Genomic DNA, 17,500 nt, shown 5'->3' with positions numbered 1-17,500 from the left:
CTTACCCCAGCCAGCCGGATTGTGCGGCGTTCATGATGGCCATTTCGTCCCCGGCGGGGTTGAAGGGCGAATTGTTCTGTGCGGCACGCAGCGCGCGGTCTATCAGTAGCTCGGCGTGGGCCGCGTGGATGTCTTCCGGCACACGTTGGCCGTTGGTCACGTAAAACAGGCGCAGGCGGTTGCGGATGACCACATCCAGGCTGGGGCCCAGGGTGAGCGCTTCGTCAATCTTGGACACGATGGCGCCGGTCAGGCCATCGCCTTTGTAGTGGCGTACCACGTCTTCCAGCGTGTGGCCGTCGGCATTGGCCGCCAGCAACAGCAGGCGTTGTACCGGGCGGCCGGCCTGGTTGAACATGTCCAGCTGGGTTTGTACCCGCGCATCGCGCTGGCCCATGCCCACGGTGTCGATCAGTACTACTTTGCGCGGCGTCAGGTCGGCCAGGGTGAGCTGCAGGTCGCCTTCGTTCTGTACCGAAAACACCGGCACACCCAGAATCTTGCCGTAGATGCGCAGCTGGTCTTGTGCGCCGATACGGTAGGTGTCGGTGGTAATCAGCGCCACGCTTTGCGCACCGTAGCGCATGGTGGCGCGGGCGGCCAACTTGGCTACCGTGGTGGTTTTGCCCACGCCGGTGGGGCCGACCAGGGCATAGATGCCGCCGGCCTCGATAGGGTCGTGCAGCGGGTCCATGCACTTGAGGTTGTGGATCAGTGCCGAGCGCGCCCATTTTTGCGCCACGTCGCCGTCGTACTGCGGCGGCAGCTTTTGTGTGAGCTGGCGGATCAGCGCCGAGCTGAAACCGGCGGTCAGCAGATGGCGGAACAGCTCGGTGCGGTTGGGCGTGCGCTGCTCCATGTCGGACCAGGCAAAACCGGCCAGCTGGCTTTGCAGCAGGCTGCGCAGCTGTTTGATTTCGTCGCTGATCTGCTTGAGCTCTTGCGCCATTTGCTCGCGGTCCGGCTCGTCCTGCGCGGGCGCTGCGCGGCGCGGGTTGGCCGCAGCGGCGGGCTGCGCGGCACTTTGCGGTGGCGGGGCGGTACGGCGCGAGCTGGCTTGTACGTGCTCCAGAAACGGCTGCGGCTGGTTGCGCGGCGGTTCTGGCGGCGGAGGTGGCGGTGGCGGGGCGGGCGGCTCCTCCAGTGGCTCTACCGGCATGGCATAGGTGCGCGCCAGCGCGCGGTTTACCGCCGGGCTGGCTTGCTGTTGCGGTGCCGGGCTGACCGGGGCCGGCTGTTGCGGCACATTACGCGGCGGCTTGGGCTGCGAGGGCGGGGTGAGGGTGGTGGCCAGCGCAGACACGTCTGCGTCGGCTACGGCCATGATCTCTACCCCGCCGCCCAACGTTGGACGGTTGGACAGGATCAACGCGTCAGCGCCAAGCTCTTCCCGAACCTGGCGCAGTGCATCGCGTGTGGTTTTGCCGTAGAACTTTCTGACGACCATCTATTAGCCTTTGCTCCCCCCAATCACCGCAATTATACGAATGGATTTGCTGTCTGGAATCTCATTATGCGAAATCACGCGCAGTTGTGGCAGTGCCCTGCGCAGAAAGCGTGCCAGTAGTGGTCGCAAACCCGGCGGTGTAAGCAAGACTGGATTGTAACCCTGATTTTCAACATTTTCTGTTTGCTGTGCGGCATTGGCCAATAGATTCTCTGCAAGGCCCGGCTCCAGCCCGCCACCAGCCTTGCTGTTGACGGCTTGTAGCAGGATACCTTCCAGTGAGGGTTCCAGCGTCATCAGCGGCAATTCCTGCTCGCCGGGGAACAGCTGCTGCACGATGGCACGCGATAGCGCGGTACGTACAGCGCTGGTCAGCTCGTCGATATCCTGGGTGATGGCGATGTGGTCGGCCAACGTTTCGATAATGGTGCGGAAGTCGCGCAGGTTGATGCCATCGGTCAGCAGCTGTTGCAGGACTTTTTGCAGTACGCCTACGGGTACCACTTTCGGCACCAGGTCTTCGATGAGCTTCGGTGCTTCCTTGGCCACATGGTCGATCAGCGCTTGTACTTCTTCGCGGCCCAGCAGCTCGGCGGCGTGCGATTGCAGCAAGTTGGAGATATGCGTGGCAACCACGGTGCTGGCGTCCACCACGGTGTAGCCCATGTTCTGCGCTTCGTCACGGCGGCTGGCTTCTATCCAGACGGCAGGCAGGCCAAAGGCCGGGTCGGTGGTGGCCATGCCGTGCAGCTCGCCGCTGACCTGGCCGGGGTTGATGGCCAGAAACTGGCCGATGTAGGCCTCGCCGGTACCGATTTCTACGCCTTTGAGCAAGATGCGGTAGGCATTGGGGCGGATTTCCAGGTTGTCGCGGATATGCACGGCGGGCACGAGAAAGCCCAGCTCTTGTGCCATTTTTTTGCGGATGCCACGAATGCGGCGTAGCAGCTCGCCGTCCTGGTCGCGGTCTACCAGCGGTATCAGGCGGTAGCCTACCTCCAACCCCAGCGCGTCCACCGCTTGTACGTCTTTCCAGCTCACTTCAGCCAGCGGTTGTTCCATGATGGCCGGTGGCGGGGCGCTGCTGGCGGCGGGCGCGGCGGCTTTTTCGCTTGCCAGCTTGTCCAGCCACCAGGCGGTGCCTGCCAGGGTGCCGGCAATCAGCAGGAAAGCCATGTGCGGCATGCTGGGGATCATGCCCAGCAGGCCGATGACGGCGGCGGTCAGGTAGAGCACGGTCGGGTTGGCAAACAGCTGGCTGACCAGTTGTTCGGACAGGCCTTTTTCTGTGCCGACCCGCGCGACCACCATACCGGCGGCGGTAGAGATGATCAGGGCGGGGATCTGGGCTACCAGGCCGTCACCGATGGTCAGCAGGGTGTAGGTTTCTGCCGCGTCGCCCACGGCCATGTCGTGCTGCAGGATACCGATGATCAGGCCACCCACAATGTTGATCACCATGATCAGGATGCCCGCCATGGCATCGCCACGCACAAACTTGGAGGCACCATCCATGGAGCCGAAGAAGTTGGCTTCTTCGGCAATCTTGGCGCGGCGGGTGCGGGCTTCTTCTTCGCCGATCAGGCCGGCGTTCAGGTCGGCATCGATGGCCATCTGCTTGCCGGGCATGGCGTCCAGCGCAAAGCGTGCCGATACCTCGGCAATACGGCCGGCACCTTTGGTGATCACCACAAAGTTGATGATGGTCAGGATGATGAACACCACGATACCGATGGTGATGTTGTCGCCAATCAGGAAGTGGGCAAACGATTCGATCACGGCGCCGGCGGCGTCCGTACCGTTGTGGCCTTCCAGCAGGATGATACGGCTACTGGCCACGTTCAAGGACAGCCGCAGCAGCGTGGTAATCAGCAGTACGGTAGGAAACGAGGAAAATTCCAGCGGTTCACGCGTGTTGACGCCCACCATCAGCACAATGATGGAGATCGCAATGTTGAACGTAAAAAAGATGTCCAGCAGCAGCGGCGGCAGCGGCAGCACCATCATGGACAGCACCAGGATGATGAGCACCGGGCCGGCCAGGGTGTTGATGTCGATCTTTTTCAGGAATTCCAGCAACTTATCCATGCCTTATCAATAGTTTCAGGTGGGCGCAGTATGTTGAGTGTGTTTGGTTTCAGGGTCAAGCTCGGGCGGTACTTCCAGTTTCTCGGGGAAAACCGGTGAAATACCGCCTTGTTGTTCATAGTGCTTGAGCTGGTGCACATATGCCAGCACCTGTGCCGCGGCGGTATAGAGTTTGCTGGGCACATCTTCACCCAGCTCGACATTGAAATACAAAGCGCGGGCAAAAGGCGGCGCCCGCACTACCAGTACTTTGTGTTCGCGCCCCTTTTCGATGATCTTTTCGGCCATCTTCAACGAGCCCTTGGCAATCAGCTTGGGCGCGGCCATGCCGTCTTCGTAGTGAATCGCCACCGCGTAGTGCGTGGGGTTGGTAATGATCACATTGGCATTGGGGATTTCCTGCATCATTCGCCGCCGGGCTGCTTCGCGTTGCAGCTGGCGGATACGGCCTTTTACTTCGGGCGAGCCTTCTTGCTCTTTATATTCCTGCTTGACCTCTTCTTTGGTCATGCGCAGGTTCTTGGTGTAGTGCCACAGCTGGAACGGCACATCCAGCAGCACCAGCACCATCATGGCACCGACCACAATCAGGAAGGTATGTTCCATCAGGCCGATAAGGTGAATCTGTGCGCGGTCCAGCGGCATGCTGACCAGGCCGATCAGGTCGCCGCGCTCGCCCCAGATTACCCAGGTGGCTACGCCGCCAATCAGCAGGCTTTTCAATAGTGCTTTCAAGCCCTCGCTGGCGGCCTGTACCGAAAACAGCCGGGCGATGCCGCTGAACGGGTTCAGCTTGCCAAAATTGGGCATGATGGCCTTGGTGGAGAAGTTCCAGCCGCCAATCAGCAAGGGCGTCAGCGCCGCCACCAGGAACAGGCCGCCCAGCAGGGGCGCCATGGCCTGCAGCGCGTCTACCAGGCTGGCGCGAAACTGCTCCAGGATAATGTCGGTGCTCTTGGCGCGTGCCGCGTCAAAGCTTAGCCAGTCGTGCATTACTTTCAGCAGGTACTGGTATATGCCTTCGCCCGTGGCCATCAGCAGGGCTAGCCCGGTGGCGGTAACGGCGAAGGTAGACAGCTCGCGCGAACGGGGGACGTTACCCTCTTCGCGTGCCTGGTCTATCCGTCGCCCCGAGGGGGCTTCTGTTTTGTCTTCCTGATCGCTATCGGCCATGGTGCAGCGGCGTATCGGGTGAGTGGATCAAGCGGGCATGTTAGCGGATTGCCGTGCGCAGCGCTGCGACTTGGCGCAAAGGTTGGCCGCATCGCCGCAGCTGGGTGGTAAAATGGCGCGATTAACTTATTACCCGGCAGCTCCATGAAACAGTATCTCGACCTGATGCGCCACGTGCTGGAAAACGGCACAGACAAGTCCGACCGCACTGGCACCGGCACCCGCTCGGTCTTCGGCTACCAGATGCGCTTTGACCTGGCCGACGGCTTTCCGCTGGTGACCACCAAAAAATGCCACCTGCGCTCCATCATTCACGAGCTGCTGTGGTTTTTGTCCGGCGATACCAATATTCGCTACCTGCAGGAAAACGGCGTGCGCATCTGGGACGAGTGGGCAGACGAAAACGGCGACCTCGGCCCGGTATACGGCTACCAGTGGCGTAGCTGGCCCGCCCCCGATGGCCGCCATATCGACCAGATCGCCAAGCTGCTGGACATGATCCGCCGCACCCCGGACTCGCGCCGGCTGATGGTCTCGGCATGGAACCCGGCGCTGGTAGACGAGATGGCGCTGCCGCCTTGCCACAGCCTGTTCCAGTTCTACGTGGCCGACGGCAAGCTGTCGTGCCAGCTGTACCAGCGTTCGGCCGATATTTTCCTGGGTGTACCGTTCAATATTGCCAGCTATGCCTTGCTGACCCTGATGGTGGCCCAGGTATGCGGCCTGCAGCCAGGCGAGTTCATCCACACCCTGGGTGACGCCCACCTGTACAGCAACCACCTGGAACAGACCCGCCTGCAGCTCACGCGCGAGCCGCGCCCACTGCCGGTGATGCGCATCAACCCGGCGGTAACCGACCTGTTTGCTTTCAAGTTCGAGGACTTCACGCTGGAAGGCTACGACCCGCACCCGCATATCAAAGCCGAGGTGGCAGTATGAGCCCGCGCATTACCCTGGTAGCGGCCATGGCGCGTGGCAATGTAATAGGTGTCGATAACACCTTGCCATGGCACCTGCCGGAAGACCTGAAGCACTTCAAGGCCGTGACGCTGGGCAAGCCGGTGATCATGGGGCGCAAGACATTTGACTCGATTGGCCGCCCCTTGCCGGGCCGGCTCAATATTGTGGTCAGCCGCCAGGCAGACTGGCAGCACGATGGCGTCACGGTAGCGCACTCGCTGCCGGACGCGCTGGCGCTGGCCGGTGACGCGCCCGAGGTGTGCATTATTGGCGGTGCCAATCTGTACGCGCAGGCGCTACCGCTGGCGCATGCCATGGCGCTGACCCATATCGAGCTGGATGTGGCAGGGGACGCCTGCTTTCCCGCCTGGGTGCCTAGCGAGTGGGCCGTTACCCTGCATGAACCCCAGACCGGTGCCGGGGGGCTGTCGTACCGCTTTGCCGATTACCAGCGGCTGGCCCCGCCAGCGCTGTAGCCTGGCGCGAAGTGCCAAGAAAAAAAGGAGGCTGCGGCCTCCCTTTTTCATGCTGCCCAAGCCACAGGCTTACTGGGCGAGTGCCTCGGCCGATGCCTGTGCCAGCAGGCTGTAGGCGCTGCCGAACTCGGGCACCATCTGGCGGATGGCGGCCTGGTCGCGGGCGATGATGGCTTTGAGCAGGCTGTCCAGAAACGCATGGGTGCGGTCCAGCTGGCCTTTGCCAGCACGCAGGATGGCGTACAGGCTGCGCTGTGCCTGCGGTAGCAGGTCGAACAGCATTTGCTGGGTGTAGCGGTTGCCTGCGTGCTGGTACAGCAGGCTAAGGAAGCTGACGCCGGTGTGATAAAACGCCTCGGTATCGCCCTTGCGGTGCTGTTCGCCCAGCTCGGTCATGATTTCGATGAAACCTGCCAGGTCGTCGTTTTGCCAGTGCTGCGATAGCTGCACGGCCACTTGCTCCAGCAGCAAGAACCATAGCTCGAACAGCTCGCGCACATCGTCGCGGTTGATGCTGGACACAATCGCACCGCGGCGCGGGTAGATATCCACCAGATGGCGGCGCTGCAGGATCAGCAGTGCTTCGCGTACGGAGCCGCGGCTGACATCCAGCTCGGCCGCAATACGCAGCTCCTGCACGCGGGCACCGGGGGCGATGTCGCCAGAGACGATCTTGTTGCCCAGGTACTGCGCAATCTGTTCGGTGAGTGAATCGTTAGCCTTGAAGCTCAAGTCGGCCTCCTGGTGGGGACTTATCGTTGTTTTATATTGTCCGGCAATCGGACTTTCGACAGATTCTAGCACTGCAGGGGCAGGCCGGGCTATGTAGCCGCCGCCTGTATGTTTCGGCAGCCGCGATGGCAAGTGTTGTGTAAAGCCATCATTACGCAGCCAAAATCTGCAACAGTACTTGTGATGTGTCAGGGAAAACCCGTACTATTCAAACGCTTGTTTAAGCAAGGCCGCGCGAGGAGATTCAGGGGCTAACACCACAATGTGGCTCGCAAGGTTTTTGTTTGGACAGCTGCTTCAAGAGTGATAGTGAATGCTATTGCGTGTTCCTTTGGGAACCTTGCAGGTACGACACGGGTGTTTGCCTCTCCCATTGCGGGGGAGGCATTTTTTTTGCCCGCACCTGGCGCTGGATGGCTTGTCCAGCGCTAGCGCTGCCGCTCGCGTTCGGCGGCGACCAGGTCGGATAGCAGGATGTTCAGCGCGTCGGTAGACATGCGTAGCTCCAGCAGCGACATGCCCAGCGACACGATCAGCAGCAGCAGGCTGACACCAAAGATGTACTGCGCCGACTGCGGCCAACCTGTGTAGATCATGAACATGGCCACCACGCACAAAAACAGGCTGCCCACCCCCAGGCTCTGCATGCCCTTGATCAGCGCGATGCGGCGGCGCAGGTTGCCGATTTGCTGCACCAGCTTGTCGCTGGGCTGTTGCTGGTAGTCGTCGTACAGGCCGCGAATGATGCCGGCCAGCGCCAGGTAGCGGTTGGTATAGGCCAGCAGCAGCAGGGAAATGGCGGGAAACAGCAGGGCGGGTGTGGTGAGGTTCAGCATGGTTACAGGGTTTCGTTGATGAGTACGTCGATGCCGTTGGGGGTGATGTCGTACAGGTCGATGATGTCGTCGCCGCTCATGCGCACGCAGCCGCGCGAGGTAGGGGTGCCAAAGGCCACGTGGCCACCGGCACCATGGAGGTAAATGGCGCGGTCGTAGCTGTCCACGTCGCCGCCCTGGTTCAGGCCGGGCTCCTGGCCGCACAGCCACAGGATGCGCGTCAGTATCCAGTCTTTGTTGGGGTACTCGGCATGGAGCTGCGGCGTGTACAGCCAGGGGGTGATCTGGCGGCGGTAAATAATGGTGTCACGCGCGATGCCATCGCCAATGCGCTCGCATACCTTGTGCCAGCCGCGTGGGGTCTGGTAGCTGTTTACCCGCTCGCCCACGCCTTTGCTGGCAGTAGAGATCACAAACTGCCGCACCGGCATGCCGCGCTCGTCGTATAGCGCCAGGCGCTGGCTTTGTACGCCTACCTCGATCCACGGTGCACCGGGGGTGCGCGGGTTCGGTTTGAGCTGTACCGGCTGCAGCGGCTGGTTTTGCAGCTGCTCTACCAGCTGGTACTCGCTGGCGGTGGCCCAGCAGGGCAGGGCCAGTAACAGGGTGGCCAGCAGGGGTTTCATGGTGTGCCTCCCGGGCGACGATTGGCAAAAAAGCTGGCCAGCAGGTCTGCGCTTTCCTGCGCGGCGATACCGCCATCGATGGCGGTGTGGCTATTGAGCTGGCGCAGGGCAAACAGGTCTATCACGCTGCCGGCTGCGCCGGTACGTGCTTCGCGGGCACCGTAGATCACCTGGTCCAGCCGACTATGCAGTATGGCACCGCTGCACATGGCGCAGGGTTCCAGCGTAACGTACAGCGTGCAGCCGGCCAGGCGGTAATTGCCCAGCGCCTGCGCGGCCTGGCGCAGCGCCACCATTTCGGCGTGCGCCGAGGGGTCGTGGCGGCTGATGGGCTGGTTATAGCCCTGGCCGATAATCTGCCCCTCTTTTACTACCACTGCCCCGACGGGTACTTCGCCTGCGCTGGCGGCTTGCCGGGCCAGTGCCAGGGCTGCCTGCATATGCTGCTGCAGTTCGTTCGCGGGTGGTAACGGCCGCACCGGCGCGTGGGCTGCGGCGGCTTGGCGCAGCGCCTGGCGGTCGTTATCGGTCAGCGCAGACCAGTGCACGCCGCGTGCGGTGGCTTCCAGCGCAAACAGCAGCTTGTCGGTAACCGTATGGCCGCTGGCTTTCAGCAGCAGGTAGGCGCGCACGCTGCCACACGCCAGCAGGGTGGCGCGATCGCTCAGGCCCAGCGCGGCCAGCCACTGTATGGCCTTGGGTGGGAGAGGGGGCGAGGTCAGCATGCAGGTTCCGTCACAGACTTGCGGCCAACCTGCCGCTGCCAGTGCAGGGCAAGGTTGGCCGCAGGGTTGGCCGTATTGCCTTGTTAGGCTAGACGGCGGGTGGCGATCAGGTAGTTCACATCGGTGTCGCTGCCCAGGCTGTAAATGCGGGTGAGCGGGTTGTAGCTCATGCCGGACAGCGTCTCGATGCCCAAGCCCGCGTTACGCGCCATGCGCGACAGCTCGGACGGCTTGAGGAAGCGGCCGTACTCGTGCGTGCCCTTGGGCAGCATGTTCAGCACGTATTCCGCCGCCAGCACCGCCAGCAGGTAGGACTTGGCATTGCGGTTCAGGGTAGAGAAAAACACCCAGCCGCCCGGCTTTACCAGCTGCGCGCAGGCGCGTACCACGCTTTGCGGGTCCGGCACGTGTTCCAGCATTTCCATGCAGGTGACCACGTCAAAGCTGGCGGGTGCTTCTGCGGCCAGCTCTTCTACCGGCACGCAGCGGTAGCTTACGCTCACGCCGCTTTCCAGGCCGTGCAGCTGGGCCACTTTCAGCGACTTTTTCGCCAGGTCGATGCCGGTGACGCTGGCGCCGCGTGCTGCCATGCTCTCGGCCAGAATGCCGCCGCCGCAGCCTACGTCCAGCACGGTTTTACCGGCCAGGCCGGCGTGGCTGTCGATAAAGTCCAGACGCAGCGGGTTGATCTCGTGCAGCGGTTTGAACTCGCTGTCCATGTCCCACCACTTGTGGGCTATCTGGCTGAATTTATCCAGCTCCAGTTCGTCTACATTGCTCATTTCGTGTCCTGCTTATTTGGCCAGAATACGTACGCGCCAGGCGTCGGCACGGGCTTTCAGGTCGGCTTCGTCCAGGGTGGTCAGCGTGCGCTCGCTCAGTACCTTGCGGCCGTTTACCCAGACGTGGCTCACCTGCTCGCGGCCGGCGGCGTACACAATGTGGGAAATCGGGTCAAAGCTTGGGCTGGTTTCGATCTGCGCCAGGTCTACGGCAATCAGGTCGGCCAGCTTGCCAACGGTCACGCTGCCGACCTTGTCGCCAATGTGCAGCGCGTTGGCACCCTGCTGGGTAGCCATGCGGATGGCGGTGGCGGCCGGTACGGCTACCGGGTTCAGCGTGCCGACCTTGGCCAGCAGCGCGCCCATGCGGGTTTCGCTCAGCATGTCCAGCTTGTTGTTGGAGGCGGCGCCGTCGGTGCCGATACCTACCGTTACGCCGGCATCCAGCAGCTTTTGTACCGGGGCAATGCCGGAGGCCAGCTTCATATTGCTGGTAGGGTTGTGGGCAATCGCCACACCACGCTCGGCACACAGGGCGATCTCTTCATCATTCAGGTGCACCATGTGTGCGGCAATCAGGCGCGGGCTCAGCATGCCCAGCTTGTCCAGGCGCGCCAGCGGGCGCACGCCGTGCTCGGCTACGCCGCCGTTTACCTCGTCCTGGGTTTCGTGGATGTGGCAGTGGATCAGCATGTCGTGCTCGTCGGCCAGCGCCACCACCTTGCGGAAGGTATCGTCGGACACGGTGTACGGTGCATGCGGGGCCAGCGTGAAGGTAATCAGCTCGTTGCCCTGGTAGTTGGCCGCATCGGCCAGGCCCTTGGCAATGTAGTCGTCGGCGTTCTGGCCGTAGGCGGTGGGGAATTCCAGAATCGAGCAGCCCACAAAGGTACGCATGCCGGCTTGCAGGCCCGCGCGCGCCATGGCGTCGTGGAAGAAGTACATGTCGTTGATGGTGGTGGTGCCGCTGCGGAACATCTCGCCCATGGCCAGCAGCGCGCCGTCGAACACGAACTGCTCGCTAACGTGTTTGCCTTCGGCCGGCCAGATGTGGTTTTGCAGCCAGTCCATCAGCGCTTTGTCGTCGGCCATGCCGCGCAGCAGCGTCATGGCGCTGTGGCCGTGCAGGTTCACCAGGCCCGGCATCAACACATGGTTATCCAGCATCACCCGTTCGGTGGCGTCGGCTGCTGCGATCTGCTCTGGCGACAGGATGGCGGCAATGCGGCCATCCTTGATACCCACAGCGTGGTTTTCCAGCACCACACCATCTTGCTCCACCGTAATGATCCAGCGGGCACAGAGCAATTGGTCGAAGCGATTGTTTTCCATGTGATATCTGCCTTTTATAAAGTTAGCCAAGGATTGTAGGCGGGCTGTTCGGCATTCGGCAACCGGCCATCCCTGTGTATACTATGCACACAGCGTCTTTGCACACCACGGCAAGGGCGCTTATTCTGTGCAGATAACTGATGAAACCAGCGGCAAAGTGCCCTGAGGGTAAACGACTCCATGAACCAGAAGCCAGACAACTTCGATAGCTACCTTATCGGTTCTCGTTTGTCTTTGCGGCAAGTTTTCCTGATGGCGCTTGTGTTGGGTTTGCTGATTCCGGCGGTCATCATCACCGTGCTCAGCTACAACCTGCAGCGCGAGCGCATGGAAAACCAGCTGGCAGTGGACCAGAAGCGCCTGCTGGACATCGTGGCGCTGGGCATGCAGGAGCCGCTGTGGAACCTGAGCAGACAAGCTGGCGCACCATTGGTTTCCTCGGTGATGGACGACACCCGCGTGATTTCCATCCGCGTGTCCGACACCCAGTCCAACACCGTCTTTCTGTCTACCCTGCGCAGCGAGCGCCGCATTGGCAGCGTAGCCTTTGTGCAGAAAGACGTGGTGTACCGCGGCGAGGCCATCGGCCAGGTCAGCATAGAATTTGATACCGAGCACCTGGCGATCGACCAGCGTAACCAGCTGAAAAACCTGTTGATGATCGTGGTCGCGCAGCTGCTGCTGTCCGTGCTGCTGATCATGACCATTCTGCACTCGCGCTTTCTGCGCCCCATCCGCCAGTTGTCCGAGCAGGCCACACAGTTGGCCGCACTCAAGCTGGACGAGCCGTTTCACTGGGGCCGCCAGGACGAAATCGGCACCGTGGGCAAGCACCTGGAGTGGATGCGCGCCGAGCTGAAACGCCTGATCGACGAGCTCAAGTCCAAAACCCTGGCGCTGGAAGCCGATATCGAACGCCGCCGCGAGGTAGAAGACGCGCTGCGCCGCTCGGAAAACAAATACCGCGAGCTGTTCTGGTCCAACCTGGACGGCATCGTGATCAGCTCGCTGGAAGGCCAGATCATCGACGCCAACCCGGCCTTCCTCAGCCTGCTGGGCTACAGCCTGGACCAGCTCAAGCTGCAAAACTTCTGGGGCCTGCTGGACCGCGAAAGCGAGCCACAAGAGCGCTACAACCTGGACCACAAGGTGATGCGCTTCGGCTTCTGCGACGAATTCGAAGTGCAGTACATCAACCGCGTCGGCAACCCTATCCCGGTCAGCGTCAAGACCGTGGCCATGCGCGACGCCGCCGGCCGCATCACCGCCGTGTGGCGCATGGTGCGCGACATCTCCGAACGCCGCGCCGCCGAAGAGCGCATGCAGCTGGCCGCCAAGGTGTTCGAGAACACCGCCGAAGGCATCATGATTACCGACGCCGACGTGCTGATCCGCTCCGTCAACCGCGCCTTTACCGAAATCACCGGCTTCAGCCAGGACGAAGTACTGGGCCAGCGCCCCACCGTGCTGACCTCTGGCCGCCACAGCAGCGAGTTCTACGAAGCCATGTGGAAAGAGCTGCGCGAAGAGGGCTTCTGGCAGGGCGAGGTATGGAACCGCCGCAAAAATGGCGAGGTGTACCCGGAATGGCTGGCCATCAACGTGGTGAAAAGCCCTACCGGCGAAGTGACCCACTACGTGGCCATTTTCAGCGACCAGTCCGAGCGCAAAGCCGCCGACGAGCGCATCCAGTTCCTGGCCCACTTCGACGTGCTGACCGGCCTGCCCAACCGTGGCCACCTGCAAGACCGTGCGCTGCTGGCCATCCAGAACGCCGTGCGCGACAACGGCAAGCTGGCCATCCTGCTGCTGGATCTGGACCGTTTCAAAACCGTTAACGAATCGCTGGGCCACGCCGCCGGCGACATCCTGCTCAAGATGGCATCCGAGCGCATCCGCAAGGTGCTGGGCACCGGCGAGGTGGTGGCGCGCCAGGGCGGCGACGAATTCATTGTGCTGCTGCCGCTGATCAGCGATGCCGCCGTGGCCGCCCACGTGGCCGAGCGCATCCTCACCGAATTCGGCATCCCGCTGGAGGTGTACAACCACACCCTGTCCATTAGCGGCAGTATCGGTATCAGTATCTTCCCGGAAGACGGCCGCGACTTCGACACCCTGGTCCGCAACGCCGATGCGGCCATGTACCACGCCAAATCCAGCGGGCGTAACAACTACAAGTTCTACACCGCCGACCTGAACGCCCGCGCCCGCGAGATTCTGGCCATCGAAAGCCAGCTGCGCTACGCGGTAGAGCACAACGAATTCATCCTGCACTATCAGCCACAGGTAGACATTGCCAGCGGCAAGATCATCGGCGCCGAAGCGCTTATCCGCTGGAACCACCCGTCGCTGGGCTTGCTGGGGCCGATGCACTTCATCGACGTGGCCGAAGAGCGCGGCTTTATCGTGCAGATCGGCAACTGGGTCATTCGCGAAGCCTGCCGCCAGATTGCCGCCTGGCACGCTGCCGGCCTACCGCTGGTGACCGTGGGCGTCAACCTGTCGGCGCTGCAGTTCCGCCACCAGGACCTGGTGCAGGTGCTGAGCAACGCGCTGGCCGCCTACCAGCTGCCGGGTAGCTGCCTGGACGTAGAAGTGACCGAAAGCGTGATCATGGACGACATGGACGCCACCATCCAGACCATCCGCGCCATCCAGTCCATGGGCATCCGCATGTCCATTGACGACTTCGGCACCGGCTACTCCAGCCTGGCCTACCTCAAGCGCTTCAAGGCCGACAAGCTCAAGATCGACCGCTCCTTCGTGCGCGATATCCCGGACGACCAGGACGACACCGCCATTACCCGTGCCATCATCAACATGGCCAAGAACCTGAACATGCAAGTGGTGGCCGAAGGCGTGGAAACCATCGAGCAATGGTCGTTCCTGGAAGAACACGGCTGCGACCAGGTGCAAGGCTACCTGCTGGCCAAACCCATGGCCGCCGAGCTGGTAGAGCCCCTGCTGCGGCAAGAAACCCTGCGCCCGCCGGTATAATGTGCCGTGCGGCCAACTACCCGGCTGCGGCCGGGTTTTTTCATGCCCGGCAGGCGCCGGTTGGCCGCATGGTTACACAAACTAAACAGTGGCAAATTTGATAGCTTGCCCTGTTCAAATTAGAATTCGAGCCATTAACCTAATTCGAGACCTGTTCAGTGAACGCACCGACTTCTCTTCGCGACCTCCCGCAAGGCAAACTTTTCCGCCAGGGCGACGTATTCGTGCTGTTTGGCGAGCTGTTCGGCCGTGGCTACGCCAACGGCCTGATCAACGAAGCCCGCGCCGCCGGCATGACCATCATCGGCCTGACCGTGGGCCGACGCGAAGCCGATAACAGCCTGCGCCCGCTGAATGCCGAAGAGCTGGCCGAAGCCGAAGCCCGCATCGGCGGCAAGGTGATCAACGTGCCGCTGATGGCCGGTTTCGACCTGGACGCCCCGGCCGGCGAACCCACCCCCACCGAGCTGCTGTCGGTACTGACCCTGAAAAACTGGCAGGACGAAAAGCTGGACTGGGCGCAGATCGAACGCTGCCGCGAAGCCGGCGTGGCCCGCTTCAAAAACAGCGTAGCCGAAGTCATGGCCCAGCTGGAGCCGCTGGTAGCCGACGGCAGCAATGTGTTCTTTGCCCACACCATGGCCGGCGGCATCCCCAAGGTGAAAGTGTTCCTGGCCATTGCCAACCGCATCTACAAAGGCCGTGGCGACCGCTTCATGTCGTCGCGTGCGCTGCTGGATAGCGACCTGGGCAAGCTGATCCTGATGAACTTCGACGAAGTCACCGCCAACACCTTCCAGTACCTGATCGACGGCAGCGCCGCGCTGCGCCAGCGCCTGGAAGCCACCGGCGGCCAGGCACGCTACACCGCCTACGGCTACCACGGCACCGAGATCCTGATCGACGGCCAGTACCAGTGGCAGACCTACACCAACTACACCCAGGGCGGCGCCAAAAAACGCCTGGAAGACCACGCCCGCACCGCGTGGGAGCAGGGTGTCAAAGCCACCGTGTTCAACTGCCCGGAAATCCGCACCAACTCGTCCGACATCTTTGTGGGCGTGGAGCTGTCGCTGTTCCCGCTGCTCAAAGCCCTGCGCCAGGAAGCCCCGGGCGCCTGGACCGAAGCGCAATGGGCCGCCTGCCACGCGCTGCTGCAAGACGGCTACAGCATTGAAGACCTGCTGGCGCAGATCGAAAGCTACAACACCGACGCCACCATGCTGGCCTTCCGCGACTTTGCCGCCTGGCCCATGGACAACTCCCCGGCGCTGGCCGACGTGATGATCGGCACCTCCGACGACATCACCAGCAAGCACAAAGAGCGTAGCGCACTGGTTACCGACCACCTCAGCGCCCTGGTGCTGGAAGGCACCGGCCCGCTGATGTTCGGCGAAGCGGCCAACCCTGCCGGCCCGGTGCTGTGGCTGAACCACGACATCATCGCCAAACAGCTGGCCCAGCTGCACAGCTAAGCGTTTGGTTGCTTGCCAACAGGCAAAGCAAAACCCCGGTCTACTGGCCGGGGTTTTTTCATGCGCGTACCGGGGGGCGGCTGGCAGCGTTGCCATCAAACCTGCTGCTGATCGGCTAGCCAAGCCTGCTGGGCGTGTCTGAGCGCACCGCAGCGTGGAAACGCCCATCATGCCCACTCTGCGCCAACCTTGCGGGCCGGACGGCGGGCCGGACGGCGGGCCTGGCAGCGGCCGCTATGCAGTCCTTTTCAGTGCAACAGCACGATAGCCGCCACGCCGGTAAAGCCCGTCAACAGCGCAATACCCAGCAGCAACAGGCTGCGCAGCAATACGCCACGCGCCAGCGCCGGGTGTTCGCTGACCGCCGCCAGCGCCAGCAACACAAAGCTCGCCGCCCACAAGTAATACGCGCCGTGCAGCCGCAGGCTGGGCAGCAGCGCCACCAGCGGCCGTATCAACATCACGTTATGTACCGCCACCGCCAGCAACAGCAGCAGCGCGCCCAGGCCGATAGTTGGCCGCAGTGGCTGCCGCTGGCGGCGCAGCTCGGCCAGCATCAGCCCGTTACTGAGCACCCCCAGCCATAGCCACGGCGAACCCGGCAAAGTAACCGGCAGCCACGCCGCCAGCAGCAGCGTGCCGCTAGCCAGTAGCTGGATACCCAACAGCATATCGCCGTGTGGTGAAATAGCCGCCGGCCACAGCAGGCTGGCCAGCCACAGGGCCAGCGCGGCCAGGCGAAGCGCTTGCGTCATCGGTATGCACCCAAAAAGGAACGCTGACAGCATACGCGATGCCGCTGCGGTTGGCAGCGGACGGGTGGCGTGGGGTTACACGAGGTTGGCCGCATGGGCTGGCAGGACAGGGCCACAACGCACGGCTTCCGTGTTCTGGCTGCAACCACGCTGGAAGAAGAAGGGTTGGACCCACGTGTGAACGAACAGCAGCTGGTACTCCACCCGCGCAGGATGCCTGCAAGCCAAGTGGACATTGGCCTTGAGCAAAATGTCAGCTTGCATTTTCGGGTTCCCACCGCTGGTAGGCAAGCAGGGCCAACGGTGCGATTGGCTGTGGCCGGGGCCGGACCACGTGCTGCTCGTCAAGGCCCCACGGCGCCACGAAATCTGCAATGACCTCCGTAGCTGCGCACGAGCAGCTCTTCCGAGCGGCACGTGACGGCTCTCCGTCGTACTCGAAGCGGATGCGAACCACATGGTTAGCCGCATCCAGCTCTGCGGACGCCGCACGAAGCACCGGATGAACTTCGCCAAGAAGCCCACGGGCGAGGGAAAGGGTGAGCACGTTACGTTCCATGCGGTCTAAAGCCTGACGTGAGGGGAGGCGCGCATGCGGGAAGACCCGTTGACGGGCATGTTCGGCGCCTCAGTCACGCACCGGCACTTGAAGCGTCTCTCCATTGAGTTCGTACTCCAGCACACTCCCTGCTGGTGCACCCAGTTCGGTGAGTTTCTTGCGAAGAAACGGGATGCCTGTTATTGGGTCGGTCAGTTCTACATCAAGGCCGACCCACTCAATGGTCTTCTCTTTTGACAGCATGCTCCCCGCTCCCGTGACCTCGCCGAGACCTGCCTTTTTCAGGGCTTCGTCTAGCGGATCCTCGTACTTCTCGCCGCGCTGAATGGGCATTATTGACTCCGTGATCTTCACGAATACGAATGTTGTCGCATGCTGCGCCCATACGCTGGTAGCGATGGTTATGGCAACGATAAAGGTGAGAGTACGTTTCATCAATGAGGGGCCTTAGGGTCGAGCTAAACGCAGTAGCGGATCAGCTTGAGCGAGGGGGGGGACTGCAATCGCATACGCCTGAGCGACGTTTTGCTGCACTGT

The 17,500-nt window shown here is 62.2% G+C and carries 16 protein-coding genes; 4 read left to right on the top strand and 12 right to left on the bottom strand.

The window, feature by feature from the left end; translation table 11 throughout:
• Position 1: 1 nt before the first annotated feature.
• Genes flhF through flhB form a run of 3 tightly spaced genes read right to left on the bottom strand, consistent with a single transcriptional unit; the run spans position 2 to position 4,708 of the window.
• Positions 2–1,447, bottom strand: a complete 1,446-nt coding sequence (gene flhF / locus FLQ44_RS00190; RefSeq protein ID WP_147692538.1) for a flagellar biosynthesis GTPase FlhF — start codon at positions 1,445–1,447, stop codon at positions 2–4.
• A gap of 3 nt (positions 1,448–1,450) precedes the next feature.
• The gene (flhA, locus tag FLQ44_RS00185) at positions 1,451–3,535 is read right to left on the bottom strand and encodes a flagellar biosynthesis protein FlhA (RefSeq protein WP_147692537.1); all 2,085 of its coding nucleotides are present in this window, start codon (positions 3,533–3,535) and stop codon (positions 1,451–1,453) included.
• A 15-nt stretch (positions 3,536–3,550) separates the two neighbouring features.
• Positions 3,551–4,708, bottom strand: coding sequence for a flagellar biosynthesis protein FlhB (flhB, locus tag FLQ44_RS00180; RefSeq protein WP_147692536.1), 1,158 nt, complete (start codon positions 4,706–4,708; stop codon positions 3,551–3,553).
• A gap of 144 nt (positions 4,709–4,852) precedes the next feature.
• Between flhB and FLQ44_RS00175 the strand changes: the two genes are divergently transcribed.
• Together FLQ44_RS00175 and FLQ44_RS00170 are read left to right on the top strand one after the other, a co-directional pair.
• Positions 4,853–5,647 carry a thymidylate synthase gene (locus FLQ44_RS00175; protein ID WP_147692535.1) on the top strand — a complete coding sequence of 265 codons (795 nt, stop codon included), beginning with the start codon at positions 4,853–4,855 and terminating at the stop codon, positions 5,645–5,647.
• Positions 5,644–6,144 (top strand): dihydrofolate reductase, encoded by a 501-nt coding sequence (locus tag FLQ44_RS00170; protein ID WP_147692534.1) that lies wholly within the window; start codon positions 5,644–5,646, stop codon positions 6,142–6,144. The genes FLQ44_RS00175 and FLQ44_RS00170 overlap by 4 nt, the downstream gene beginning before the upstream one ends.
• Before the next feature lie 69 nt (positions 6,145–6,213).
• Here the strand turns inward: FLQ44_RS00170 and FLQ44_RS00165 are convergent, their stop codons facing one another.
• The 6 genes from FLQ44_RS00165 to FLQ44_RS00140 form a co-directional block, all read right to left on the bottom strand.
• A complete protein-coding gene (locus tag FLQ44_RS00165; protein ID WP_147692533.1) occupies positions 6,214–6,876 on the bottom strand; it encodes a GntR family transcriptional regulator in 663 nt (220 codons plus the stop codon).
• Between the two features lie 428 nt (positions 6,877–7,304).
• Positions 7,305–7,712 carry a DUF2721 domain-containing protein gene (locus FLQ44_RS00160; protein WP_147692532.1) on the bottom strand — a complete coding sequence of 136 codons (408 nt, stop codon included), beginning with the start codon at positions 7,710–7,712 and terminating at the stop codon, positions 7,305–7,307.
• 2 nt (positions 7,713–7,714) lie between these two features.
• A complete protein-coding gene (locus tag FLQ44_RS00155; RefSeq protein ID WP_147692531.1) occupies positions 7,715–8,338 on the bottom strand; it encodes a L,D-transpeptidase in 624 nt (207 codons plus the stop codon).
• Positions 8,335–9,063, bottom strand: a complete 729-nt coding sequence (tadA, locus tag FLQ44_RS00150) for a tRNA adenosine(34) deaminase TadA (protein ID WP_147692530.1) — start codon at positions 9,061–9,063, stop codon at positions 8,335–8,337. Before tadA ends, FLQ44_RS00155 begins: the two co-directional genes overlap by 4 nt.
• Before the next feature lie 83 nt (positions 9,064–9,146).
• On the bottom strand, positions 9,147–9,845 hold the full coding sequence (gene ubiG / locus FLQ44_RS00145; RefSeq protein ID WP_147692529.1) for a bifunctional 2-polyprenyl-6-hydroxyphenol methylase/3-demethylubiquinol 3-O-methyltransferase UbiG: 699 nt from the start codon (positions 9,843–9,845) through the stop codon (positions 9,147–9,149).
• A 12-nt stretch (positions 9,846–9,857) separates the two neighbouring features.
• Positions 9,858–11,177: a TRZ/ATZ family hydrolase gene (locus FLQ44_RS00140; RefSeq protein ID WP_147684439.1), complete on the bottom strand. Its 1,320-nt coding sequence runs from the start codon at positions 11,175–11,177 to the stop codon at positions 9,858–9,860.
• Between the two features lie 180 nt (positions 11,178–11,357).
• Between FLQ44_RS00140 and FLQ44_RS00135 the strand changes: the two genes are divergently transcribed.
• Both FLQ44_RS00135 and FLQ44_RS00130 read left to right on the top strand, forming a co-directional pair.
• Entirely contained in the window at positions 11,358–14,174 is a 2,817-nt protein-coding gene (locus tag FLQ44_RS00135) for an EAL domain-containing protein (RefSeq protein WP_147692528.1), read from the top strand.
• 158 nt (positions 14,175–14,332) lie between these two features.
• Positions 14,333–15,649 (top strand): enoyl ACP reductase FabMG family protein, encoded by a 1,317-nt coding sequence (locus tag FLQ44_RS00130; RefSeq protein ID WP_147692527.1) that lies wholly within the window; start codon positions 14,333–14,335, stop codon positions 15,647–15,649.
• A 248-nt stretch (positions 15,650–15,897) separates the two neighbouring features.
• Here the strand turns inward: FLQ44_RS00130 and FLQ44_RS00125 are convergent, their stop codons facing one another.
• The 3 genes from FLQ44_RS00125 to FLQ44_RS00115 all read right to left on the bottom strand — a co-directional run bounded on the left by FLQ44_RS00125 (position 15,898) and on the right by FLQ44_RS00115 (position 17,398).
• Positions 15,898–16,404 (bottom strand): hypothetical protein, encoded by a 507-nt coding sequence (locus FLQ44_RS00125; protein WP_147692526.1) that lies wholly within the window; start codon positions 16,402–16,404, stop codon positions 15,898–15,900.
• Positions 16,405–16,657: 253 nt separating this feature from the next.
• Positions 16,658–16,963 (bottom strand): MafI2 family immunity protein, encoded by a 306-nt coding sequence (locus tag FLQ44_RS25485; protein ID WP_147692525.1) that lies wholly within the window; start codon positions 16,961–16,963, stop codon positions 16,658–16,660.
• Positions 16,964–17,032: 69 nt separating this feature from the next.
• Positions 17,033–17,398: a hypothetical protein gene (locus tag FLQ44_RS00115; protein ID WP_147692524.1), complete on the bottom strand. Its 366-nt coding sequence runs from the start codon at positions 17,396–17,398 to the stop codon at positions 17,033–17,035.
• Positions 17,399–17,500 lie beyond the last annotated feature (102 nt).

This window comes from Vogesella mureinivorans, from assembly GCF_007644035.1.
GTDB classification, from domain to species: Bacteria; Pseudomonadota; Gammaproteobacteria; order Burkholderiales; family Chromobacteriaceae; genus Vogesella; species Vogesella mureinivorans.
This window is presented reverse-complemented; position numbering and strand designations above follow the sequence as displayed.